Origin of the sequence: Puerhibacterium puerhi (assembly GCF_009846865.1) — a bacterium.
Taxonomy (GTDB): domain Bacteria; phylum Actinomycetota; class Actinomycetes; order Actinomycetales; family Cellulomonadaceae; genus Puerhibacterium; species Puerhibacterium puerhi.
The window spans coordinates 13,285-36,677 of sequence record NZ_WUWN01000012.1 but is presented as its reverse complement, the minus strand read 5'-3'; the positions used below and the strand labels follow the sequence as shown (position 1 = coordinate 36,677).

Genomic DNA, 23,393 nt, shown 5'->3' with positions numbered 1-23,393 from the left:
GCGACCCCGAGCCGGACGACGCCGCCCCGGTCATCACCGGCGCGGACGACGCCGAGGTGCCCCAGGGCGCCGCGTTCGACCCGCTCGCCGGCGTCACCGCGAGCGACGCCGAGGACGGCGATCTGACGGGCAGCATCGAGGTCACCGGCGAGGTCGACACCACCACGCCCGGCACCTACGAGCTGACCTACACCGTCACCGACACCGCCGGCCAGACCACCACCGTCACCCGCACCGTCACCGTCACCGCCGGCATCGGCCCCGGCGACGGCGACGGCGACGGCGACGGCGACGGCGAGCCCGGGGACGACGGTGACCCGGGCAGCGACCCGGGCAACACCACGCCCGTCATCGTCGGCGTCGACGACACCGAGGTGCCCCAGGGCGCCGCGTTCGACCCGCTCGCCGGCGTCACCGCGACCGACGCCGAGGACGGCGACCTCACCTCCAGCATCGAGGTGACCGGCGAGGTCGACACCACCACCCCCGGCACCTACGAGCTGACCTACACCGTCACCGACACCGCCGGCCAGACCACCACCATCACCCGCACCATCACCGTCACCGAGACCACCGGCACCGACCCTGGCGACGGCAACCCCGACCCGGTCAACACGGCTCCCGTGATCAGCGGTGCGGACAGCACCGAGGTGCCCGAGGGCGCCGCGTTCGACCCGCTCGCCGGCGTCACCGCGAGCGACGCCGAGGACGGCGATCTGACGGGCAGCATCGAGGTCGGCGGCACCGTCGACACGACCACGCCCGGCACCTACGAGCTGACCTACACCGTCACCGACACCGCCGGCCAGACCACCACCGTCACCCGCACCGTCGTCGTCACGGAGGCCGCCGATCCGACACCGGTCAACACGGCTCCCGTGATCAGCGGTGCGGACAGCACCGAGGTGCCCCAGGGCGCCGCGTTCGACCCGCTCGCCGGCGTCACCGCGACCGACGCCGAGGACGGCGACCTCACCTCCAACATCGAGGTCACCGGCGAGGTCGACACCACCACCCCCGGCACCTACGAGCTGACCTACACCGTCACCGACACCGCCGGCCAGACCACCACCATCACCCGCGCCATCACCGTCACCGAGACCACCGGCACCGACCCCGGCGACGGCAACCCCGGCACCGACCCCGGCGACGGCAACCCCGGCACCGATCCCGGCGACGGCGACGGCGATCCCGGCACCAACCCCGGTGACGGAGGCACCGATCCGGGCAACACCACGCCCGCCATCGTCGGCGCAGACGACGCCGAGGTACCTCAGGGCGCGGACTTCGACCCGCTCGCCGGCATCACCGCGAGCGACGCCGAGGACGGCGATCTGACGGGCAGCATCGAGGTCAGTGGCACCGTCGACACGACCACCCCCGGCACCTACGAGCTGACGTACACCGTCACCAACTCGGACGGCCGGACCACCATCGTCACCCGCACCATCACCGTCACCGCCGGCATCGGCCCCGGCGACGGCGACGGCGACGGCGACGGCGACGGCGAGCCCGGGGACGACGGTGACCCGGGCAGCGACCCGGGCAACACCACGCCCGTCATCGTCGGCGTCGACGACACCGAGGTGCCCCAGGGCGCCGCGTTCGACCCGCTCGCCGGCGTCACCGCGACCGACGCCGAGGACGGCGACCTCACCTCCAGCATCGAGGTGACCGGCGAGGTCGACACCACCACCCCCGGCACCTACGAGCTGACCTACACCGTCACCGACACCGCCGGCCAGACCACCACCATCACCCGCACCATCACCGTCACCGAGACCACCGGCACCGACCTTGGCGACGGCGGCACCAACCCCGACCCCGGCGACGCCGGCACCAACCCCGACCCCGGCAACGCCGGCACCAACCCCGACCCCGGCAACGCCGGGGACGATGTCACCGGCTCGGGCGGCGCCCGGCCGACCGGCGACGGCACCATTCCCACGACCGGGCCGCTCGGCGGCGCCCACACCGATCGGGTCGGGGGCACCTCCCTCCTCAGGACGCCCGGAGGGATGCTCACCACGCAGGCTCAGGCTCACCTGGGAGGTCCCCGCGCCGTGCTCGCGCAGACGGGTGCGGAGGCGTCGGCGCCGCTGGCTGCGCTCGCCGTCCTGCTGCTCCTCGGGGGCGCGGCCGGCGTCGTCGCACGGCGACGCCTCCGGGACCTGTCCTAGACGGAGACAGCGCGAGGGGCTGTCGGCCACCACGGCCGACAGCCCCTCGCGCGTGCTGGTCGCGTACTCATCGCGTCTCGGTCGGGCCCGAACGCCGACCTCCGTCAGCCCACCCGATGCAGCCAGCGCACCGGAGCCCCGGCCCCGGCGTACCGGAAGGGCTCCAGCTCCTCGTCCCACGCGGTGCCGAGCGCGAGGTCGAGCGCGTCGCGCATCGCCTGCGGGTCGTGAGCGAGCTCCAGCGCGGCGCGCACCCGGTCCTCGGGCACGACGACGTTGCCGTGCACGTCGGTCGTGGCATGGAACACGCCGAGATCCGGCGTGTGCGACCAGCGCCCGCCGTCGGCCCCGTGGCTGGCGTCCTCCGTCACCTCGTAGCGCAGGTGGTCCCACCCGCGCAGCGCCGAGGCGAGCCGCGCACCCGAGCCCTGGACGCCCTGCCAGGAGTACTCAGCACGATAGAGCCCGCGGCCAGCCGGCTGGGGTGTCCAGTCCAGCGACACGCGCGCTCCGAGGACGTTCCCTGCTGCCCACTCGATGTGGGGGCACAGGGCACGCGGTGCGGAGTGCACGAAAAGCACACCGCGCGTGATGGCACCGGCCATGTCTTCCTCCCTGGTTCGAGGTCCGTCTTCCCCTACGTCCTCGATCAGGTCGGCCACGCCGGCCGCGTCACCTGCGGTGCTCTCGCTCCGTGCAGCTCCACACTCCGTCTGTCCAGGCGACATCCTGCCCGAGTACGGCCCCTCGCGCGAGATGACAAAGGGGAAAAACTGGACTTCGTTGCGCAGATGCCGCGTCAGAGCCGCTCGCGCAACTCCCGCATCGCCTTCTTGCGCACGCTGCGCTCGAGGCGGTCCAGGTACAGGTGGCCGTCGAGGTGGTCCACCTCGTGCTGCAGGCAGCGGGCCATGAGGCCGGTGCCCTCAACCTCGATCGTATTGCCGTCGAGATCGATCCCCTCGACCCGGGCGTACCACGCCCGCGACGTCGGGTACCACAGGCCGGGCACCGACAGGCAGCCCTCGTCGCCGTCCTGCAGCTCCTCGGAGAGCTCCACGATCCGGGGGTTGAGTACGTAGCCGACCTCGTCGTCGATGTTCCAGGAGAACGCCCGCAGGTTCACGCCGATCTGGTTCGCCGCGAGCCCTGCACGCCCTTCGGCGTCCACGGTCTCCAGGAGGTCCGCGACGAGGCCGCGCACGCCGTCGTCGATCGTCGTGATCTCGTCGCAGACGGTGCGCAGCACGGGGTCAGGGATCACGCGGATCTCTCGCATCGCCATGGGCGGCATTCTCCCACGGTGCGGGCACGGGGCCAGGTCAGGGCAGCCGGGCCGCCGATGCACCGTACGGAGCGATGCCCTAGGGCTGGTGTGCCTCCAGGATGTCCCCGTCACCGTCGGTCGCCAGCGAGCGCAGGATCTGCTCGGCGATGCGACGCTCGCTCACCCGATGGTGCTCGGAGGCCTCGCGCAGCCGCTGACGGGCCTGCGGCTCCGAGCAGTGGTTGCTCGCCATGATCGCCCCGACGGCGCGCTCCACGGCGACGGAGTCCGGCATGTCGCGATACACACCCGCGACCGCGTCCTCGAGGTTGGAGAACTGCAGCTGCAGCTGGACGCCCACGGCGATGTAGCGGGCGCAGGTCGCGGCGATCTCGGCGAGGTCGCCCGACCAGTCCTGCGGCGTGCGGGAGTAGAGGTTGAGCGAGACGTGCGACGCGGGGCCGACGTCGGCCGGCACGGCCATGGCGGTCACGTACCCCTCGCGCATCGCCTGCTTGCGCCACTCCTCCCACCGGAACTCCTGGTCCACCGCGGGCACGACCTGGATGCCCCGTTGAGTCATCGCCGCCACGCACGGCCCGTCGTCGGCGGCGAACTCCGTGCGGTCGCATCGCGCTGCCGCCGGTGCGCTGCTGGCGGCCCACAGGAAGATCCCGTGCTCGCGTACCGTCACGGACGCGTCGATGCCGTGCCCCAGCGCGTGGGCCGCCTGGTCCGTGTAGTCCTGCAGGGACTCGCGAAGAGCCATGGTCCGTCCGTTCGAGCGACCGGGGGCCTGGCCGCGCCTGGTGCCAACCCGCTTGCCGCAGTCGTCGAACGGTCCGCGTCGGACAGTCCGCCTCGACCAGCACCCGGCGGCACGCTGGGGAGTGGGCGCAGCGGCCGGGTCGGCGACGATCGGGCCCCTGCGTCCGGACGAGCACGTGCCCGCTCGTCCTCCGACGACGCCGTCCGGACGCACGAGCTCGATAGCGCAACGCTACGCCCGCGGCCGCCCGCTGTGCCATGGCCCCGTGCCGCGCGATCGCCGGCGGCACCGTCGTCGCCATGGTGCCCCGTGCAGGACCTGGACGCGCGACCGAGAAACTGTGGGAAGGTGCGTCGTTCACGATCGCCACCCGTACGATGCCCGAGTGCGCCGGAGAACCACCGCTGCGATAGCGGTCCTGTCGGCAGGGCTCGCGACGGCGGTCATCCTCGTTGCCCCGGTGCTCTGGCTGGAGATCGATGACATGGCGATCCCTCCCGTATCCGACCTTCCGTCCTTGCCTGCCGGCATCACGATCGCCACGGACGAGATGATGTGTGGGTCGGGTGGTTGTTGGCGCCAACTGCCGTTGAGCGGACCGGATAGCCGGTCGGGAGATGAACTCGTAGCCGAGGTCGGCGACGCTCTAGGGCTCCCGGTGAGCACTGCCGGCGAGCCTCGGGAAGCCTGCCATGCCCGGAGTCTCCTGGATCGACGTCGCGTCTGCACCGGGGTGGTTCTCAGGAGGGATGACGCCTACGTCTACCTGCGGTACGACCGGGTTCTCTGAGCAACTGCCAGCATGGTGCCCCGTGCAGGACTTGAACCCGCGACCGAGAGATTATGAGTCTCCTGCTCTGACCAGCTGAGCTAACGGGGCGCGGCCGTGAGCCTACCCGAGCGCCGTCACGCGCCGTCCGGCGCCGTCGCGGCCACGGCACCCGCCGCCGGGGGCTCCGAGCCGACCGTCACCTGGCGCGGCCACGGGAGCACCTGGGCGGACTGCTGGGGCTCGGACGCCGCGCGCACGACGATCCGGCGCGCGCCGCCCGGCAGCTCCAGCGACCAGACGTCGCCGGCGTCGACCTCGCCCGCCGGGTGCCATGCCGGCCCGGCGCCGTCAAGATCCACCAGCACGAGAATCTCGAACCGCGTCACGACCATCCCGAGATCCTGGACGGTCGGCGCCCGCCTCGCGCGTCGAACGCTCCCCGCGACCTGGGGGCGGCGCGCGGCCTGCCGGTCCTGCCACGACGTCGCCGCCACCGTCGTCATGCCGCCACGATGGCGGGCGACGTCGCCGCTAGCGTGGGCGCCATGGTGTTGCGCCGCGGCAGGATCCCCGACGCCGTCCGCGCGTCCCTCGCCCTGCCGCGCGGCGAGCGCCCGCTCGCCGCGAGCGCCCTGACGCCGGGCGGCTGGGCGGTGGCGACGACGGCGGAGATCGCAGTCGTCGACGCCGTCGGGGCCGTGCCGACGCGCCGACCGTGGGCGGACGTCGCCCGGGCCGCCTACGACCAGCAGCGCCAGGCGCTCACCGTGGAGTGGGTGGACGGCGCCCCCGACACTCGGCTGGCGCTGGCGGACGCCGACCGCTCGGCGCTGCCCCTGGTCGTGCGCGAGCGCGTGCAGTGGTCCGTGGTGCTAGCCGAGGAGGTGGCGCTGCCCGGCGGGCGCTCGGCTCGCGTGGCGGTGCGCCGCGCCGCCGACGGGACGCTGTTCTCCCAGGCCATCGCCGGTCGGGGCGTGGACCTCGACGCCCCCGACGTCGCACCGCTGGTCGACGCCGCGGAGGACCGGGTGCGCGCGGCGGCCGGCCTGCCGCTGTGACCGCCCGCCGCACGACCGGGTGAGCGGGCGCACAGGCGCGCGCCGTCCGGAGCACCCCCACCGGCCTGGTAGAGTTCTACCCGGCCTCGACGAGGGGCCACGCGATCCCGCGTAGCTCAGCTGGCAGAGCATCCGACTGTTAATCGGACGGTCGTAGGTTCAAGTCCTACCGCGGGAGCCTCGGAAGGCCCGGATCCTCGGATCCGGGCCTTCGTCGTTCCTCCCCCCGTTCGTGCGCCCCCCGACCGGGTGAACCGCCTCGACCGGGGAATAGGAAGCGGTTGCTCGGGGCTTGTTGTTCTCGTGCCCTCCCCCACGCGATCCTCCTCCGGTGTCGGCCTGCGGTCCGAGCGCGGCCCGATCCTGCTGTCGCTGATGCTCTCGACCGCGCTGGTCGCCCTGGACTCGACGATCATCGCCACGGCGTCGTCGACCATCGCCCGCGAGCTCGGCAGCTTCGAGCAGCTCCCGTGGCTGTTCTCCACCTACCTGCTGGCGCAGGCGGTCAGCACGCCGCTGTACGGGCGCCTGGCCGACATCCTGGGCCGCAAGCGGCTGATGCTGGTCGGCATCGGGCTGTTCTTCGTGGGCTCGGCGGTGGCCGGTGCGGCACCGACGATGGAGGTGCTCATCGTCGGGCGCGTGCTGCAGGGCCTCGGCGCGGGCGCCGTCATGCCCGTGTCGATGACCATCACGAGCGACATCTACACGCTCGAGGAGCGCGCGAAGACGCAGGGGTACCTGGCGTCCGTGTGGGGCATCTCCTCGGTGGTAGGCCCCACCCTCGGCGGCGTCTTCAGCCAGTTCGTGAGCTGGCGCTGGATCTTCTGGGTCAACCTGCCGCTGGCCGTGCTGGCCGCCGTGATGCTGGCCCGCCGCTACCACGAGTCCCAGCACGAGCCCACCCGCGAGCCGATCGACTACGTCGGCGCCGCGCTGCTGACGACCGGCAGCACGCTGCTGCTCCTGGGCCTGCTGGAGGGCGGCACCACGTGGGCGTGGGGGTCCGCGCCGTCGGTGACGATCCTCGCGGTCGCCGTGCTGCTGCTGGCCGCGTTCGTTGTGCACGGTCGGCGCACCGCCCACCCGATCATCGACCTGTCCCTGCTGCGCCGCCGGGTGGCGGGCGCCTCGACCGCGGCGTCGCTGCTCATCGGCGTCATCGTGCTCGGCCTGTCGACGTACGTGCCGATCTACGCCCAGGAGGAGATCGGCGTCGGGCCGCTCGTGGCCGGGTTCGCGCTCGCCGCCCTGACGCTCGGCTGGCCGCTGTCCGCGTCGAACTCCGGGCGCCTGTACCTGCGCATCGGCTTCCGCCTCACCGCGGTGATCGGCTCGAGCCTCGTGCTCGTCGGCTCGGCGCTGACCCTGCTGTGGCAGTCGGGCTCCTCGATCTGGCTCGTCGCCGCGTTCTGCTTCGTCATCGGCGCCGGCATGGGCCTGACCGCCGTGCCGACGCTCATCGCGGCGCAGACGTCCGCCGCCGGGCACGAGCGCGGCGCGGTGACGGGCACCAACATGTTCGCCCGCTCGATCGGCTCGGCCGTCGGCGTGGCCGTCTGCGGCGCGATCGTCAACGCGCACACCCGGCTCGGCGCCGACGGCACGCCGTCGGGCCCGGGCCTGATGTCCGCGCTGCACCTGGTGTTCGGCCTGCTGGCCGCGTGTGCCGCGGGGCTGCTGCTGTTCGCCGCGCTCATGCCGGCCGACCGGCGCGCCGCCGCCGAGCGGCGCCGCGACCGGATCGCGGCGGAGGCGCGCGAGCCGGCCGCCGCCTGAGCCACGGCCCGGGACGCCGCGGCGGGACGACGGCGCTACAGCCGCCCGCGCACCGGGGTGCGCTCCACCGGGTCGCCGTCGTCCGGCATGACCATCTCGGCCCGCACGCCGAGCAGCCGCACCTCGCGCCCCGGCTCGAGGCGCTCGGCCAGCGCGACGGCGGCGGCCACCACGTCGTCGCGCGCCGTCGTGGGCGCGGGCAGCTTGCGGCCCACGACCTTGGTGACGAACGGCGCGTAGCGAACCTTGAGCGTCACCCGGAACACCGCGCGCCCCTCGCGCGCGGTGTCCTGCCAGACCTGGGCGGCGAGCTCCCGCACGGCCGCCTCCACCTCGCCCGGCGTCGTGAGGTTGCGCTGGTAGGTGGTCTCGCGGCTGTGCCCGCGGGCCACCCACGGGCTGTCGTCGACCTCCGTGGGGCCGAGGCCACGCCCCAGCTCGGCGTACCAGCGGCCCATCCGCGGCCCGAACTCGGCCACCAGCTCCTCGACAGGGGCCGCGGCGAGCCGGTCGACGGTCTCGACACCGAGCGCTGACAGCCGGCGGGCCACGCGGGCGCCGACGCCCCACAGGTCGCGCGTCGGCCGCGGCCCCATGACGGGGAACCAGTTGTCCGCGGTGAGCCGGAAGACGCCCCGCGGCTTGCCGAAGCCGGTCGCGATCTTCGCCCGCACCTTGTTGTCCCCGATGCCCACCGAGCAGTGCAGCGCGGTGGCCGCCAGCACGGCCTGCTGCGCACGCCGGGCGAGCGCCTCGGGGTCGTCCGTCACCGCGCCGAGGAACGCCTCGTCCCAGCCGAGCACCTCGACCACCGCACCGAGGCCGCGCAGGGTCTCCATCACCCGCGCGGAGGCCGCCTCGTAGGCCGGGGCGTCCACGGGCAGGAAGACGGCGTCCGGGATCCTGCGCGCCGCGGTGCGCAGCGGCATCCCGGAGCCCACGCCGAACTGGCGCGCCTCGTAGGAGGCGGTCGAGACCACCGCGCGCTCCGTGGGGTCGCCGCGGCCGCCCACGACGACGGGGCGCCCCGCCAGCTCGGGCTGCCGCAGGACCTCGACCGCCGCGATGAACTGGTCGAGGTCGACGTGCAGCACCCACGCCCTGGCGCCGTCGCTCATGGCACGAGTGTGGCGGCCCGCCGGCCGGGCGGCACGTCGTCCGGCGCTCAGGGCGCGACCGCGACCTTCCCGCGGACCGTCCCGGCCGCCAGCGCGCGGATCGCCTCGGCCGCCTGCGCCAGCGGGTACGTGCGGTGCAGCGCGGGGACGACGTCGCCGGCCTCCAGCAGCGCGGTCAGGCGGTCCAGGTCGGCGGCGCGGGCGGCGCCGAGCACCAGGGCGAGCCGCTCCCGGACGAACGGCGAGACCACGAGCGCCGAGAGCTGCCGCCCCAGGCCGCCGGTGACCCGGCCGCCCTCCTCGCCGCCGACGATGACGGCCGTGCCGCCCGGCACCAGCGCGCGGCGCAGCCGGGACACCGGCGGGTTGCCGGCGACGTCGAGGACCACGTCCCACCGGCGCGTGCCGTCGGCCCAGTCCTGCTCGGTGCGGTCGAGCACGTCGACGCCCCACGAGGCGACGAGGTCGGTCTTGGCGGGGCTCGTGACGCCGGTGACCCGCGCGCCACGCGCCGCGGCGAGCTGCGCGGCGAAGCTGCCGACCCCGCCGGAGGCGCCGGTCACCAGGACGTCGTGGCCGGCGGCGGCCCGCGCGAGGTCGAGGGCCTGCAGGGCGGTGCACCCCGACACGGGCACCACCGCCGCCTGCGCCCAGCTCAGGGTGGCCGGCTTGCGGGCCAACCGGCCCTCGGCCGCGACGGCCAGCTCCGCGAAGGACCCGCGGCCGGTGCCGTAGACCTCGTCGCCGACGGCGAAGCGGGTGACCTTCGGGCCGACGGCGACGACGGTGCCGGCCAGCTCCATGCCGAGCACGGGGTCGCGCGGGCGGCGGAGGCCGAAGGCGAGGCGGCCGAGCAGCGGCAGGCCGGTCAGCAGGTGGAGGGTGCCGCGGTCCAGGCCCGCCGCGCGGACCTCGACGAGCACCTCGCCGGCGCCCGGCCGCGGGCGCGGGACCTGCCCGAGGTGCACCACGTCCGGGTCCCCGTACCGCTCGCGGACCGCGGCGCGCATCGTCGCCAGGCCGGCGGCGGGGGCTGCGGGGCCGGGGGCCGGATCGCCCGAGGCCGGCTGGGAAGTCAGGTGGGAAGACATCGCTCGCTCCTCGCGCCGCCGGCCGGGCGGGATGCGCAGCCGTACTTAGTAAGTCACGGTAGCCTGACAAAGTACGGTTCGGGAAGGGGGCAACGCAGGTGGTGCACGGGACGAGTGCGGGCGCAGGCACGGGAGGCGCGACCCCGGGACCCGCGGGGCCGCGCGCCCCGCTCACCCGCGAGCGCGTGCTCGCCCGCGCGGTGGCCATCGCCGACGAGCAGGGGCTGGCGGCCCTCACGATGCGGTCGCTGGCACAGGCGCTCGACGTCAAGCCCATGTCGCTGTACCACCACGTCGCCGGCAAGGACGCGATCCTGGACGGCATCGTCGACGTCGTGTTCGGCGAGATGGAGCTGCCGGAGCCAGGCGGCGACTGGCGGGCCGAGCTGGCGCGGCGGGCCCGCTCGGCCCGGAGCGTGCTGCGCCGGCACCCGTGGGCCGTGCCGCTGCTGGAGTCGCGCGCGGTGCCCGGGCCCGCGAACCTGCGCCACCACGAGGCGGTGCTGGCGACGCTGCGCGACGCCGGCTTCTCGGTCCCGATGACGGCGCACGCCTACGCGCTGCTGGACGCGTTCGTCTACGGCTTCGCGGTGCAGGAGGCTGCGCTGCCGTTCGACGCCGGCTCGGCGCCGCAGGTCGCCGAGGCGATCGCCGCGCAGTTCTCCTCGGGGGACTTCCCCCGCATGACGGAGCTGGCGGTCGAGCACGTCATGCAGCCCGGCTACGACTTCGGCGACGAGTTCGAGTACGGGCTGGGCGTGATCCTCGACGCCCTCGCGGCGTCGCTGCCCGGCGACTGACCGCCCGTCAGGCGGGCTCGCGCAGCGTGCGGCGCTCGGCCTCCATCTGCAGCAGCGCCTCGAACGCGGCCCGGTAGGCGTCGGGGTCGGCGCCCGGGTCGAGCCGCTGCAGGCGGCTCTTGGCGTCGGCGATCCGGCGGGTCAGCCCGAGGTCCTGCACGGCGCGCACGACGTCGGAGACGTAGCGCGCGATGACGTCCTCGCGGTCCTCGGGCAGCGGCGCCACGGCGAGCTCGTCGACGAGCGGGGCCACGGTGGCCGGCGCCTGCTCGACGACCGCCTCGATCCAGCGCCCGCCGGGCAGCCCGCGCCCGGCGACGACGCCGCCGGCCGCGCGGACCGCCGCGTGCACCGCGCGCCAGGCCGGCACGCCGAAGGCGTCCTCGCCCAGCGCGTCGAACGCGTCCGGCACGTGCTGGGGGTACTGCAGCACGGCGACCAGGGCCAGCCGCTCGGTCTGGGCCACCGGGTCGCGCGGGTCCGGCATCGGCAGCACGGGCGCGGCGGCCGCGCCGCCGTCGGGCGCGGCGGCCTCCCCCGGGCCCGGCCGGCCGCCGCGGGGGTCCTGCCCGCGGGAGTCGTGCCCGCGACCGTCCTGCCCGCGGCGCTGCACCGGCCCGGGCGTGGAGGCCGCGCGGGAGACCTCGCGGCGCACCTCCTCGGTGTCGATGCCGATCCAGCGCGCCAGGTTGCGCGCGTAGCCGAGCTGCATCGCCCGGTCGCGGATGCCGGCGACCAGCGGCGCCGCGGCGCGCAGCGCGCCGACGCGGCCCTCGACGGTGTCGAGGTCGTAGCCGCCCAGCGTGGTGCGGATGACGAACTCGAACAGCGGCACGCGCCCGTCCACCAGGGCCTTGACCGCCTGCGGACCCCGGGCCATGCGCAGGTCGCACGGGTCCATGCCGCTCGGCTCGACGGCCACGAACGTCTGGGCGTGGAAGCGCTGGTCCTCGCCGAAGGCCCGCACGGCCGCCTTCTGGCCGGCGGCGTCGCCGTCGAACGTGAAGATGACCTCGCCGCCGAGCGACTGGCCGGACGCCAGCTGCAGGCCGCCGCCGGCGGAGTAGTCGCCGAGCAGGCGGCGCACCACACGGGCGTGGTCCGGGCCGAACGCCGTGCCGCAGGTGGCCACGGCGACCTCGACGCCGGACAGGTGCGCGGCCATCACGTCGGTGTAGCCCTCGACGATCACCACGCGCTTGCTCTGGGCGATCGCCTTCTTGGCCAGGTCGATGCCGTAGAGCACCTGCGACTTCTTGTACAGCGACGTCTCGGGGGTGTTGAGGTACTTGGGGCCCTGGTCCTCCTCGAACAGCCGGCGCGCGCCGAACCCGATGACGGCGCCGGTGGTGTCGCGGATCGGCCACACCAGGCGGCCGCGGAACCGGTCGTAGACGCCGCGCTGCCCCTGGCTGACCAGGCCGGCCGCCACGAGCTCGGCCTGCGTGAAGCCCTTGCCCTGCAGGTGGCGGGTCAGCGAGTCCCAGCCGGTCGGGGCGAACCCGACGCCGAACCGCTCGGCGTCGGCCCGGTCGAAGCTGCGCTCGGCCAGGAACTTGCGGCCCGCCGCGGCGCCGGGGCCGAAGAGCTGCTCGGCGTAGAACTCGGCCGCCACGCGGTGCGCCTCGAGCAGCCGCTGACGGCGGCCGGGCTCCTCCCGGCGGGCCGGCGCGGAGGCCGACCCGGTGCGCGAGTCCTCGTACCGCAGCTGGACGCCCACCCGGTCGGCGAGGTACTCGACGGCCTCGGTGAAGCTCATCCCGTCGATCTTCTGCACGAACGAGATGACGTCGCCGCCCTCGCCGCAGCCGAAGCAGTGCCAGCGCCCCACGCCGGGGCGCACGTGGAAGGACGGGGTGCGCTCGTCGTGGAAGGGGCACAGGCCCTTGAGCGAGCCGACGCCCGCGCCCTTGAGCGTGACGTGCTGCGAGACGATCTCGTCGATGCGGGCGCGCTCGCGCACCGCCTCCACGTCCTCCCGCTTGATCAGCCCCGCCACGGGGCAGAGTCTAGGCCTCGCCGGGGACGCGCCCGGCCGGGGCGCCGGGGCGCGCGGGGGCGGGCCGCGGCCTCAGCGCCCGCGCACCAGCCGCGCGTGCCACTGCGTCGCCGAGACGTCGGTGAGCGACGCCACCTGGTCGACCACCACCCGCAGCCGCTCGCCGTCGTCGGCCGCGGCGGACCAGTCGGCGGCGAAGGGCGGCTCGAGCGCGTCGGGGGCGCGGTCCGACAGCACCTTGACCAGGTCCGCGACGATCTCGCGCTGTGCCTGGTAGACCGGCTCGCGCTCGCGCGGCGCCATCACGTAGGTGACGGCCACGCCCTTGAGGGCGAGGATCTCCAGCTGCGTCTCCTCCGGCACCACGAGCTGGGCGGCGTACCGGGTGAGCGGCCCGTCACCGAACTGTTCGCGCGTGGCCTGCTGCGCGGCGCCGCTGAACCGCCCGATGAGCGAGCTGGTGAGGTCCTTGAGCCGGGCCAGCGCGCGCCGCGAGCCGTCGAAGTCGGTCATGAGCAGGCCGTCGGCGCGCAGCCGCTGGAGCGCGTCCTCGATCCCGTCGGCCGGGTGCCAGTCGCCGTACCAGGCCCGGACGGCGGCGGCCACGCGCGCCCGCTCCCCCGCGTCCTCGAGCAGCGCCAGGTCGAGGCGACCGCCGACGACGGCGTCCTCGACGTCGTGCACGGAGTAGCTGATGTCGTCGGCGAGGTCCATGACCTGCGCCTCCATCGCCTTGACGCCGTGCGGGGCGCCGCGGCGCAGCCACGCGAAGACCGGCTCGTCGTCGGGGTAGACGCCGAACTTCGGCGAGACGCTGCCGTCCGGGCGGCGCGGCCCGCGCCCGTAGGCCCACGGGTACTTGACGCTCGCGTCCAGCGACGCGCGCGTCAGGTTGAGCCCGACCGGCCGGCCGTCGTCGGTGAAGATCTTCGGCTCCAGCCGGGTGAGCAGCCGCAACGTCTGGGCGTTGCCCTCGAACCCGCCGATGGTCTCGCTCAGCTCGGCCAGCGCCCGCTCGCCGTTGTGCCCGAACGGCGGGTGGCCGAGGTCGTGGGTGAGGCACGCGGTGTCGACGAGGTCGGGATCGCAGCCCAGGGCGCGCCCCATCTCGCGGCCCACCTGCGCCACCTCCAGGGAGTGGGTCAGCCGGGTGCGCACGAAGTCGTCGGTGCCCGGGGCGAGCACCTGCGTCTTGGCCCCCAGGCGCCGCATGGCCGAGGAGTGCACGACGCGGGCGCGGTCGCGCTCGAACGGCGTGCGCGAGCGCTTCTTCGGCGGCTCGGGCCAGTACCGCTCGACGTCAGCGTCGCCGTACGACGGCGTCGCCTCCTCCCCGAGCGCCGGGCGCGGCACGCGGCCGAGCACCTCGGGGTCGAACGCGCCCTGCTCGAACGGCACGGGCTCGAAGGTCTGCACGGGCCTCAGCCTATCGACGGCCTGTGACGTCCCGGTCGTCGTGGCAGCGGGGCGGGTGAAAGGATCGACCGGAGCCGTTCCCCGCACGTCGCGAAGGAGAAGCATGACCCTGGTCCACGCCCCGTTCCCGACCGCCGAGTGGTGGCGCACCGCCGTCATCTACCAGGTGTACCCGCGCTCGTTCGCGGACTCGGACGGCGACGGCGTCGGCGACCTGCCCGGCATCACCGCGCGCCTGGACCACCTGGCGCGGCTCGGCGTCGACGCCGTCTGGCTCAGCCCCTTCTACCGCTCGCCGCAGAAGGACGCCGGCTACGACGTCGCCGACTACCGCGACATCGACCCGGTGTTCGGCACGCTGGACGACGCCGACGCGATGATCGCCGCGGCCCACGAGCGCGGCCTGCGCGTGATCGTCGACCTCGTGCCGAACCACACCTCGGCCGACCACCCGTGGTTCCGGGCCGCGCTGGCCGCCGCCCCGGGCTCGCCCGAGCGCGCGCGGTACCTGTTCCGCGACGGCAAGGGTCCGGGCGGCGCCGAGCCGCCGAACGACTGGCGCTCGATCTTCGGCGGCCCGGCGTGGACCCGCGTCACCGAGGCGGACGGCACGCCCGGCCAGTGGTACCTGCACCTGTTCGACACCTCCCAGCCGGACCTCGACTGGACCCACCCGGAGGTGCGGGCGGAGTTCGTCTCGGTGCTGCGGTTCTGGCTGGACCGCGGGGTCGACGGCTTCCGCGTCGACGTGGCGCACGGCCTGGTCAAGGCCGACGGCCTGCCGGACTGGGGCGGCGAGGTCGAGATGGTCGGCGGCACCGTCGACGAGGGCGGGGACGCCGCGGACGACGCCGCCGCCGAGGACGCCGACGTGGTGACCGGCGCCGGCGACCCGGGCCCGATGTTCGACCAGGACGGCGTGCACGAGATCTACCGCGAGTGGCGCAAGGTCCTCGACGAGTACGACGGCGAGCGCGCGCTGGTCGCGGAGGCGTGGGTCGAGCCGCTGAGCCGGCTGGCGCGGTACGTGCGCCCGGACGAGATGCACCAGGCCTTCAACTTCACGTTCCTCACCACCCGCTGGGACGCCGCCGCCTACCGCCGCGTCATCACGGCGTCGCTGCGCGCCAACGACACGGTCGGGGCGCCCACCACGTGGGTGCTGTCCAACCACGACGTGGTGCGCCACCCCTCGCGGCTCGGCCTGCCCGACGCCGGCTCCCGGCCGCACGGCATCGGCCGGGACGACGTGCAGCCGGACGAGGAGCTCGGCCTGCGCCGCGGCCGCGCGGCGACCCTGCTCATGCTCGCCCTGCCGGGCTCGGCGTACGTCTACCAGGGCGAGGAGCTCGGGCTGCCCGAGCACACCACCCTGCCGGACGAGGTGCGCACCGACCCGGCGTTCTTCCGCACCCGGGGCACCGACGAGGCGGAGGCGGGTCGCGACGGCTGCCGCGTGCCGCTGCCGTGGGAGGCCGCCGCCCCGGCGTTCGGGTTCTCCCCCACCGGCGCCTCGTGGCTGCCGCAGCCGCAGTCGTGGGCGCGGTACGCCGCGGACGCCCAGGACGGCGTCGAGGGCTCCACGCTGGAGATGTACCGCGCCGCGCTGCGCCTGCGCCGCGAGCGCCGGCTCGGGGCCGGCGGGCTCGAGTGGGTCGACGGCGACGACGAGTCGGTGCTCGCCTTCCGCACCGTGGGCGCCGACGGCCGCGGCGTGGCCGTGCTGGGCAACCTGGGGGCGACGCCGCTGCCGCTGCCGCCGGGCGCGCGCGTGCTGCTCGCCTCGGGCCCGTTGCCCGACGACGACACGGTGCCGGCCGACACCACGGTGTGGCTGGAGGCCTGACCGGCCCCGGGCCCCGCGAGTGTCGTGGTTTCCCGGCCTCCCGAGCTCGGAGGCCGGGGAGCCACGACGCTCGGAGGGCCGGCGGCGGAGCTCGGCCCTCCGTCGCCCGGCGGTGTGCTGCGCGTCACCTGGATGTCACCCGGGCCCCCTAGGGTGACCGCGGCCGGACGCACCGGTCGCAGTCACGTCAGAGGGGGACGTCCTGTGAAGACCCGATCCACCGCAGCGGTCACCGCCGCGCTCCTGGTCGCCTCCGGCGCCGCGGCGCTGCCGGCCGCCGCCGCACCGCCGCCGAAGGCGTCGGACACGCTGGACCTGACCATGCTCGCCACCACCGACCTGCACGGCCGCGTGGCCAGCTGGGACTACTTCCGCGACGCGCCCTACGCCGACACCGCCGGCGACCGCGTGGGCCTGGCCTCCGTCGCCTCCGTCGTCGACGACGTGCGCGCCGAGGTGGGCGACGACCGCCTGCTGGTCGTCGACAACGGCGACGCCATCCAGGGCACGCCGCTGAGCTACTACTACGCCGTGCAGCAGCCGGTCGACGAGACCGGTGAGGTGCACCCGATGGCCGCCGCCTACGACGCCATCGGCTACGACGCCCAGGTGGTCGGCAACCACGAGTTCAACTACGGGATCGACCTGCTCGACGCCTACGCCGACGACCTCGACTTCCCGCTCCTGGGCGCCAACGTGCTGGACGCGACCACCGGCGAGCCGGCGCTGACGCCGTACACCCTCGTGCGCAAGCACGCCAAGGGGCACAAGCCGGTCACCGTCGGCATCCTCGGCCTCACCACGCCGGGCTCCGCCATCTGGGACAAGGCCAACGTCGAGGGCCGGCTGGAGTTCCAGGACATGGTGGAGGCGGCCCGCACGTGGGTGCCGCGGGTCCGCGCCGCCGGCGCCGACGTCGTCGTCGTGCTCTCCCACGCCGGCACGGGCGCCTCGTCCTACGACGAGAGCGTCGCCCCGCCGGAGAACGCCTCCGACGTCGTCGCCCGCACCGTGCCGGGCATCGACGTCATGGTCGTCGGCCACACCCACCTCGACCGCCCGTCGCAGGTGGTGACCAACGAGGTGACCGGCCAGGAGGTGCTGCTCACCCAGCCGTACCGGTACGGGTCCACGGTCTCGCGGGTCGACCTGTCGCTGGCCAAGGTGCGCGGGAAGTGGCAGGTCGGCTCGACCGAGGCCACGGCCATCCGCACCCGGGACTACCCGGAGTCGGCGAAGGTCCTCGACCTCGTGGCCGCCCAGCACCGCACCACCGTCGACTACGTCAACCAGGTGGTCGCCACCTCGACGCAGGAGCTGTCCGCGGCCACCTCGCGGTACGAGGACACCCCGATCATCGACTTCATCCAGCGGGTGCAGACCGACACCGTCGACGCCGCGCTCGAGGGCACCGCGTACGCCGACCTGCCGGTGCTGTCGATCGCCGCGCCGTTCTCGCGCACCGCGGTGTTCCCCGCCGGGGACGTGTCGGTCAAGGACATCGCCGGGCTGTACGTGTACGACAACACGCTGCAGGCCGTGACGATGACCGGCGCGCAGGTGAAGGACTACCTGGAGTACTCCAACCGGTACTTCGCGACCGTCCCGGCCGGCGGCACGTTCGACCCCGACCGCGACACGGGCGCCGGCGGCATCCCGGACTACAACCTCGACGTGCTGTCCGGCGTGCGCTACGCCGTCGACCTCGCGCAGCCGGTCGGCTCGCGGGTCACCGAGCTGACGTTGGCCGACGGCACGCCGCTGGCCGACGACGCCCAGGTGGTCGTGGCCGTCAACAACTACCGCCGCTCGGGCGGCGGCGGGTTCCCGCACATCGCCTCCGCGCCCGTCGTGTACGACGAGCAGCAGGAGATCCGCCAGCTGCTCATCGACTGGGCCCAGGGCCGCGGCACGATCGACGCGGCCGACTTCTGGGACGAGTCCTGGTGGTTGACGGTGGGCGGGCAGCCGGTGTCCTGACGCTCCGGCTGACGTCGCAGCGCAGGAGGGCGAGAGCTCGCCCGGTCGCGTTCACGCGCCCCAGGGGGCGCTCCACTTCGGGATGGATACGACCGGGCGAGCTCCCGCCCTCCTCCGCTTGATGGCGCCGACGGTCGCCGGCGTGCCCGCCGCAGCGGGATGGCTGGTGGGGTCAGCCGCCGCTGACGCTCAGCTCCGCCTCGCGGAGCTTGGCCTCCCACTCGGCGTCGAGCTCGCGCGAGTCGAGCCAGCCGTACGGCAGGTGCGGCGTCTTGGGCGAGCCGGCGCGCCCGCGCTGGCCCTCGGCGGCCTCCCCCGGGTAGGGCGCGTCCAGGTCGAGGGCGTCCAGCCGCTCGCGCAGCTCGGCGAGCGTGGAGACCATGGCCAGCGCGTGCCGGGCCTCGCCGCCGACGGCGTAGCCCTTGAGGTACCAGGCCATGTGCTTGCGCAGGTCGCGCATGCCCTTGCCCTCGTCGCCGTCGAAGAACTCGATCATCAGCTCGCCGTGGCGGTAGATCGTCTCGGCCACCTCGCGCAGCCCGGGGCGCACCCGCACGACCTCGCCGTGGAACGCCGCGGCGAGGTCGGCGAACAGCCACGGCCGGCCCTGGCAGCCGCGCCCCACGACGACGCCGTCGGCGCCTGTCTCGCGGACCAGACGGATGGCGTCGTCGGCCGACCAGATGTCGCCGTTGCCGAGCACCGGGATCCGGGTCACCGCCTCCTTGAGCCGGGCGATCGCCTCCCACTCGGCCTCGCCCGAGTAGTGCTGGGCGACGGTGCGCGCGTGCAGCGCCACCGCTGCCGCGCCCGCGTCCTGGGCGATCCGGCCGGCCTCGAGGTAGGTGAGGTGATCCTCGTCGATGCCCTTGCGCATCTTGACGGTCACCGGCACGCCGTACGGCTCGGCCGCGCGGACCGCCTCGCGCACGATGTCGGTGAACAGCTGCCGCTTCCACGGCAGCGCGCCGCCGCCGCCCTTGCGGGTCACCTTGGGCACCGGGCAGCCGAAGTTGAGGTCGACGTGGTCCGCGCGGTCCTCGCTGGCGATGAGCCGCACGGCCGCCGCGACGGTCGCCGGGTCGACGCCGTAGACCTGCACCGAGCGCGGCTGCTCCTCCGGTCCGAACGTCACGATCCGCAGCGCCTCGGGGTTGCGCTCCACCAGCGCGCGGCTGGTGACCATCTCGGCCACGTACAGGCCGGGGTGGTGGCCGGTCGACGCGCCGGCCTCGCGGCACAGGGTGCGGAAGGCCGTGTTGGTCACGCCCGCCATCGGCGCCAGCACCACCGGGGTGTCCACGGTGATGGGGCCGATCTGCAGCGGCGGCAGCACGCGCTCGCCGGGGGTCGCGGCGACAGCCTGGTTCTGCGTGTCGAGGGTGGCGGTCATCCGTCCATTGTCACGCACGCCCGGAGGCGGGCGCCGTGGCGCTCGCCACGACACCCGCCCCGGGCAACGGCCGGGCGAGGGTCAGCGGGACGCGAGGTACTCGGCCCCGGCGGCTCGCAGGCGGGCGTGCACGTCGCCGTAGGCGCCGGCACCCCCGAGCACCGCCTTGGGCAGCTTGGCCACCATCGTGTAGTTGGGGTCGCACACGTTGGCCGCCGGGGCCAGGCCGGTCTGGCTGACGAGCTGGTAGGAGTCGAGCACGTCCATGCCGGTGAGCTCGCCGGTCCAGTCGACCAGCTCCTTCTGGCTGATGCGGTAGGCGTCCTCCAGCGGCCGGGTCGAGCCGGTGGTCATGAGGAAGTCGTCCGACTCCAGCCGCGGCCACGCCGGGGCCGCGCCCTTGACCAGGTCGACCGCCACGACGGTGTCCATGGCGCACTCCAGGCCGGTGCCGCAGACCTCGCCCTCCCCCTGGCGGGCGTGCCCGTCGCCGATCGACAGCATCGCGCCCGGCACGTTGACCGGCAGGTAGAGGGTGACGCCGGCACGCACCTCGGGGGTGTCCATGTTGCCGCCGTGGGTGGACGGCGTGCTCACGAGGCGCACCTCGCCGCCGGCCGGCGCGACGCCGACCGTGCCGTGCATGGGGTCGAGCGGCAGCCGCACCTGGTGGTCGCTGCTGCGGGCGCGGAAGGTGGCGGTCCACGACTCGAGGTCGAGGTCGTAGAACCAGACCCGCTCCTCGAGCGGCGCGTGCAGCATCGCCGTCTCGTGCGTCGTGGTCAGGGCGCCGAAGTGCGGGAACGTGCTCGAGATCGCGTACGGGCGCGACGGGGTGATGGACACGAAGTGCACGGCCAGCAGGTCGCCGGGCTCCGCACCCTCCACCTCGATCGGGCCGGACACCGGGTTGAGCTCGGTGAACGGCACGACGTCGGAGGGCAGCTGATCCGGGGAGGTGACCCGGCCGCCGAAGCAGTCCTCGGTGCTGACCTCGACGAGGTCGCCGGGGCGGACGGCCAGCCGGGGCTCGGCGCCGCCGAACGTGTACGAGTACTCCCCCGGGCCCGGGTCGAGGCGGTGCACGGTGGTCATCGGACGGTCTCCTTCGCGTCGTCGGTGGTCGCGTCGTCGGTGGTCGCGTCGTCGGTGGTCGCGTCGTCGGTGGTCGCGTCGTCGGTGGTCGCGTCGTCGGTGGTCGCGTCGTCGGTGGTCGCGTCGTCGGTGGTCGCGTCGTCGGTGGTTGCGTCGTCGGTGGTTGCGTCGTCGGTGGTTGCGTCGTCGGTGGTTGCGTCGTCGGTGGTTGCGGTGGTCGAGGGCGCGGTGCCGGCGGGCTCCTCGGGCAGGTCGATGCGGCCGCGGCGGCGCAGCACGACCGCGAGCACCACGCCCACCACGAGCCACACCAGGCCGATCGCCTGGGCGTACGGGCGGGCGTTGAGCATCACCGCGGCGATCACCACGAAGCCGACGACGGGCAGCACGACGTGCACGCCCCAGCGGCGGGAGCGCTGCTTGACCACGAAGAACCAGACCACCGTGGCGTTGAGCATCAGGAAGGCGGTCAGCGCGCCGAAGTTGACCAGCGTCGAGATCGTGGCCAGGCCGTCGGGCAGGAAGGTCAGCCAGATGCCGAGCGCCAGGGAGACGCCCGCCACCAGGAACGTGGCGTTGACCGGCACGCCGTGCCTGGGGTGGACCTTCTTGAGGAAGGCGGGCAGCTGGCGGTCGCGGGCCATCGCGAACAGCAGGCGCGAGGTCGCCGCCTGGGCGACCAGCGCGTTGGCGAAGCCCCAGGCGATCGCCGTGGCGGCGGCGGTCAGCACGTACAGCCAGTGGCCGCCGGCCACCTCGGCCGCCCGGTAGAACGCGACGCCGTCGGGGTCGCCGTCGGCGAGCAGGCCCGCGGGGTCGGGCACGAGCATCGAGGCCACCCACGTCTGGGCGATGAAGACCAGGCCGACCACGAGCAGCGCGAGGAACATCGAGCGGCCGAGCTGCTTGGTGGTGCCGGTGTGCTCCTCGGCGAGCGTGGAGATGCCGTCGAAGCCCAGGAAGGACAGCACCGCGATGGACACGGCGGCCAGCACGACGCTCGGGGTGAACGTCTCGGGGTTGAAGAACGCCGACAGCGAGAAGCCGTTGCCCTTGCCCTGCGCCACCGCGACGACGCCGATGACCAGGAAGACCGCGAGCACGACCAGCTCCGCGGCGAGCATGACCTTGTTGGTCAGCGCCGTCAGGGTGATGCCGAGGTAGTTGATCGCCGTGTTGAGGACGATGAAGCCGACGACCCACGCCCACACCGGCACGGCCGGCACCATGCCGGCCATCGCCATGCCCGCGGCCAGGTACAGCAGGCTCGGGATCAGCACGTAGTCGAGCAGGATCATCCAGCCGGCCACGAAGCCGAGCGGGCGCGTGGCGCCGCGCCCGACGTAGGTGTAGACCGAGCCGGCCATGGGGAACGCCTGCGCCATCTGGGCGTAGGAGCTGGCGGTGCACATCATGGCGAGCATGCCGACGACGTACGCGAGCGGGGGCATGCCGCCGCTGGTCTGGTAGACGCTGCCGAAGATCGCGAACGGTGCGATCGGCACCATGAAGACCAGGCCGTAGACGATGAGGTCGGAGTAGCTGAGCCGGCGGCGCAGCTCCTGGGAGTAGCCGAACTGCTCGACGCCGCTCGAGGGTGCCGTGCTGGACATGGGCGGTTCCTTCGCGTGTGCGAGTGACGGGACGCGCGCATGTTTCCATTCGGAAATGTCGTTCACGTTACGTGCCCGGATCGCGGACCACGCCTGAACCGGAGTCCTGCGCGCGCCGGCGCGGAGGTCGGCGGGCGTCAGCCGCCCACGACGCGCAGCTCGGTGCCTTCGGCCCGCGCCAGCACGGCGGCGGTCCCGGCCGCGCCGAGCGCCGCCGGCGCCCGCCCGACGGCGGCCTGGGCGCCGCCGCACAGCTCCAGCACGACGCCGGTGCCGCGGTAGCAGCCCTCGGCGTACGCGCCGGGCACGGGCGCGTCCGGGCCGAACCGCGCGGCGTACGCCTCGAGCATCCGCAGGTGCTCGTCGTCCTGCATCGCCAGGAACGTGGGCATCGCCGTGTACAGCCGCCCGGAGTCGTCGCCGCCCACCGCGTACAGGCAGCTCTCGTCCAGCGCGGTGCACAGCCGCAGGAAGTCCTCCCCCACCCCCGCCTCGGCGACGGCGCGGTGGAACCTCACCCCGTCGCGGCCCACCAGCGAGACCAGCACGCCGTCCGCACCGGACGCGGCGATCGCGTCGAGCGCGGCGGCCGGCTCGTGCCCGCCCAGGGGCGCGAGCCGCTCGCCGACCACCTCGTGCCCCAGGTCACGCAGGATCGCGACGGCGGCGCGGTGCACGTGCCGGGGCCACACGTAGTCGTTGCCCACGAGGAACCACCGCTGCGCCTGCTCACGGCGGGCGAGCCAGCCGAGCGCCTGGCGCAGCTGGCCCACCGGGTCGACGCCGGTGAGCACCGACGCCGGCTGCGGCCGGGCGAACTCGTGCGGCGGGGTGAAGACGTACGGCACCCGCCCCTCGACCGCCCGCGCCACGCTCGAGCGCACGTCCGAGGTGTGCGCCCCGACCAGCCCGTCGACGGCGCCGGCCAGCACCAGCGAGCGCACCTGCGCCGCCACCGCGGCAGGCGGGTCGCCGGCGTCCACCAGGGCGAGCTCGACCCGCCGGCCGGTCCGCTCGGCGAACTGCTCGGCGGCGAGCCGGGCGCAGTTGACGACGGCGGAGCCGACGATGCCCATCACTCCCGACAGCGGCGTGAGCAGCCCGACGACGACGGCGCCCGCGGCGCGGCCGCGCAGCGCCGCCTCCAGGGCGAGCACTAGGCTGACCGGCGACGAGTCCACGCGCTCAGTATCCCGGGCGCGCAACCCCATCTCCCC

The 23,393-nt window shown here is 74.4% G+C and carries 18 protein-coding genes and 2 tRNA genes; 7 read left to right on the top strand and 13 right to left on the bottom strand.

The genetic code is table 11. The annotated features are described in order from the left end of the window. A partial coding sequence (locus GSF02_RS18585) for an immunoglobulin-like domain-containing protein (protein WP_201308853.1) occupies positions 1–2,180 on the top strand: 2,180 nt, incomplete at its 5' end. A gap of 104 nt (positions 2,181–2,284) precedes the next feature. Here the strand turns inward: GSF02_RS18585 and GSF02_RS08695 are convergent. The 5 genes from GSF02_RS08695 to GSF02_RS08675 form a co-directional block, all read right to left on the bottom strand. Then, entirely contained in the window at positions 2,285–2,785 is a 501-nt protein-coding gene (locus GSF02_RS08695; protein ID WP_159794906.1) for a DUF3145 domain-containing protein, read from the bottom strand. A gap of 194 nt (positions 2,786–2,979) precedes the next feature. After that, complete coding sequence (gene def / locus GSF02_RS08690) at positions 2,980–3,465, bottom strand: peptide deformylase (protein WP_159794783.1); 486 nt, start codon at positions 3,463–3,465, stop codon at positions 2,980–2,982. 79 nt (positions 3,466–3,544) lie between these two features. Continuing rightward, the gene (locus tag GSF02_RS08685; protein ID WP_159794781.1) at positions 3,545–4,216 is read right to left on the bottom strand and encodes an ANTAR domain-containing protein; all 672 of its coding nucleotides are present in this window, start codon (positions 4,214–4,216) and stop codon (positions 3,545–3,547) included. A gap of 803 nt (positions 4,217–5,019) precedes the next feature. Beyond that, a tRNA-Ile gene (locus tag GSF02_RS08680) sits at positions 5,020–5,096 on the bottom strand. A gap of 26 nt (positions 5,097–5,122) precedes the next feature. Then, entirely contained in the window at positions 5,123–5,491 is a 369-nt protein-coding gene (locus tag GSF02_RS08675; protein WP_159794779.1) for a hypothetical protein, read from the bottom strand. A gap of 42 nt (positions 5,492–5,533) precedes the next feature. Between GSF02_RS08675 and GSF02_RS08670 the strand changes: the two genes are divergently transcribed. The 3 genes from GSF02_RS08670 (at position 5,534) to GSF02_RS08660 (ending at position 7,825) form a co-directional block, all read left to right on the top strand. Next, entirely contained in the window at positions 5,534–6,046 is a 513-nt protein-coding gene (locus GSF02_RS08670; protein WP_159794777.1) for a hypothetical protein, read from the top strand. Positions 6,047–6,151: 105 nt separating this feature from the next. Next, positions 6,152–6,224: transfer RNA gene (locus GSF02_RS08665), tRNA-Asn, on the top strand. Positions 6,225–6,349: 125 nt separating this feature from the next. After that, positions 6,350–7,825 carry an MDR family MFS transporter gene (locus GSF02_RS08660; protein WP_159794775.1) on the top strand — a complete coding sequence of 492 codons (1,476 nt, stop codon included), beginning with the start codon at positions 6,350–6,352 and terminating at the stop codon, positions 7,823–7,825. Positions 7,826–7,860: 35 nt separating this feature from the next. Here GSF02_RS08660 and GSF02_RS08655 read toward each other — a convergent pair whose 3' ends face one another. Both GSF02_RS08655 and GSF02_RS08650 read right to left on the bottom strand, forming a co-directional pair. After that, positions 7,861–8,943: a DNA polymerase IV gene (locus GSF02_RS08655; RefSeq protein ID WP_201308852.1), complete on the bottom strand. Its 1,083-nt coding sequence runs from the start codon at positions 8,941–8,943 to the stop codon at positions 7,861–7,863. Between the two features lie 47 nt (positions 8,944–8,990). Next, positions 8,991–10,034: an NAD(P)-dependent alcohol dehydrogenase gene (locus GSF02_RS08650; protein ID WP_235915461.1), complete on the bottom strand. Its 1,044-nt coding sequence runs from the start codon at positions 10,032–10,034 to the stop codon at positions 8,991–8,993. A 185-nt stretch (positions 10,035–10,219) separates the two neighbouring features. Between GSF02_RS08650 and GSF02_RS08645 the strand changes: the two genes are divergently transcribed. After that, positions 10,220–10,834, top strand: a complete 615-nt coding sequence (locus tag GSF02_RS08645) for a TetR/AcrR family transcriptional regulator C-terminal domain-containing protein (RefSeq protein ID WP_201308851.1) — start codon at positions 10,220–10,222, stop codon at positions 10,832–10,834. Positions 10,835–10,841: 7 nt separating this feature from the next. Here the strand turns inward: GSF02_RS08645 and dnaG are convergent, their stop codons facing one another. Both dnaG and GSF02_RS08635 read right to left on the bottom strand, forming a co-directional pair. Further along, on the bottom strand, positions 10,842–12,833 hold the full coding sequence (gene dnaG, locus GSF02_RS08640; RefSeq protein ID WP_159794773.1) for a DNA primase: 1,992 nt from the start codon (positions 12,831–12,833) through the stop codon (positions 10,842–10,844). A gap of 72 nt (positions 12,834–12,905) precedes the next feature. Beyond that, on the bottom strand, positions 12,906–14,198 hold the full coding sequence (locus GSF02_RS08635; RefSeq protein WP_408003878.1) for a deoxyguanosinetriphosphate triphosphohydrolase: 1,293 nt from the start codon (positions 14,196–14,198) through the stop codon (positions 12,906–12,908). 154 nt (positions 14,199–14,352) lie between these two features. Between GSF02_RS08635 and GSF02_RS08630 the strand changes: the two genes are divergently transcribed. Together GSF02_RS08630 and GSF02_RS08625 are read left to right on the top strand one after the other, a co-directional pair. Next, positions 14,353–16,095 (top strand): glycoside hydrolase family 13 protein, encoded by a 1,743-nt coding sequence (locus GSF02_RS08630; RefSeq protein WP_159794771.1) that lies wholly within the window; start codon positions 14,353–14,355, stop codon positions 16,093–16,095. 204 nt (positions 16,096–16,299) lie between these two features. Then, positions 16,300–18,075 carry a bifunctional metallophosphatase/5'-nucleotidase gene (locus GSF02_RS08625; RefSeq protein WP_159794769.1) on the top strand — a complete coding sequence of 592 codons (1,776 nt, stop codon included), beginning with the start codon at positions 16,300–16,302 and terminating at the stop codon, positions 18,073–18,075. A gap of 172 nt (positions 18,076–18,247) precedes the next feature. On the opposite strand, the gene dusB is transcribed toward GSF02_RS08625, so the two are convergent. The 4 genes from dusB to GSF02_RS08605 all read right to left on the bottom strand — a co-directional run bounded on the left by dusB (position 18,248) and on the right by GSF02_RS08605 (position 23,357). Beyond that, positions 18,248–19,468: a tRNA dihydrouridine synthase DusB gene (gene dusB / locus GSF02_RS08620; RefSeq protein WP_159794767.1), complete on the bottom strand. Its 1,221-nt coding sequence runs from the start codon at positions 19,466–19,468 to the stop codon at positions 18,248–18,250. Positions 19,469–19,549: 81 nt separating this feature from the next. Next, the gene (locus GSF02_RS08615; protein ID WP_159794765.1) at positions 19,550–20,563 is read right to left on the bottom strand and encodes an acetamidase/formamidase family protein; all 1,014 of its coding nucleotides are present in this window, start codon (positions 20,561–20,563) and stop codon (positions 19,550–19,552) included. Next, positions 20,560–22,176 (bottom strand): APC family permease, encoded by a 1,617-nt coding sequence (locus GSF02_RS08610; protein ID WP_201308850.1) that lies wholly within the window; start codon positions 22,174–22,176, stop codon positions 20,560–20,562. Before GSF02_RS08610 ends, GSF02_RS08615 begins: the two co-directional genes overlap by 4 nt. A 137-nt stretch (positions 22,177–22,313) precedes the next feature. After that, a complete protein-coding gene (locus GSF02_RS08605; protein ID WP_159794763.1) occupies positions 22,314–23,357 on the bottom strand; it encodes an ABC transporter substrate-binding protein in 1,044 nt (347 codons plus the stop codon). Between the last annotated feature and the right edge of the window lie 36 nt (positions 23,358–23,393).

What these genes read in the sequence shown, in the direction of transcription:
- GSF02_RS08615 (WP_159794765.1), bottom strand. Translation starts at nt 20,563, where the DNA reads ATGACCACCGTGCACCGCCTCGACCCGGGCCCGGGGGAGTACTCGTAC.
- dusB (WP_159794767.1), bottom strand. Translation starts at nt 19,468, where the DNA reads ATGACCGCCACCCTCGACACGCAGAACCAGGCTGTCGCCGCGACCCCC.
- GSF02_RS08610 (WP_201308850.1), bottom strand. Translation starts at nt 22,176, where the DNA reads ATGTCCAGCACGGCACCCTCGAGCGGCGTCGAGCAGTTCGGCTACTCC.
- GSF02_RS08670 (WP_159794777.1), top strand. Translation starts at nt 5,534, where the DNA reads ATGGTGTTGCGCCGCGGCAGGATCCCCGACGCCGTCCGCGCGTCCCTC.
- GSF02_RS08630 (WP_159794771.1), top strand. Translation starts at nt 14,353, where the DNA reads ATGACCCTGGTCCACGCCCCGTTCCCGACCGCCGAGTGGTGGCGCACC.
- def (WP_159794783.1), bottom strand. Translation starts at nt 3,465, where the DNA reads ATGGCGATGCGAGAGATCCGCGTGATCCCTGACCCCGTGCTGCGCACC.
- GSF02_RS08675 (WP_159794779.1), bottom strand. Translation starts at nt 5,491, where the DNA reads ATGACGACGGTGGCGGCGACGTCGTGGCAGGACCGGCAGGCCGCGCGC.
- GSF02_RS08655 (WP_201308852.1), bottom strand. Translation starts at nt 8,943, where the DNA reads ATGAGCGACGGCGCCAGGGCGTGGGTGCTGCACGTCGACCTCGACCAG.
- GSF02_RS08685 (WP_159794781.1), bottom strand. Translation starts at nt 4,216, where the DNA reads ATGGCTCTTCGCGAGTCCCTGCAGGACTACACGGACCAGGCGGCCCAC.
- GSF02_RS08650 (WP_235915461.1), bottom strand. Translation starts at nt 10,034, where the DNA reads ATGTCTTCCCACCTGACTTCCCAGCCGGCCTCGGGCGATCCGGCCCCC.
- GSF02_RS08695 (WP_159794906.1), bottom strand. Translation starts at nt 2,785, where the DNA reads ATGGCCGGTGCCATCACGCGCGGTGTGCTTTTCGTGCACTCCGCACCG.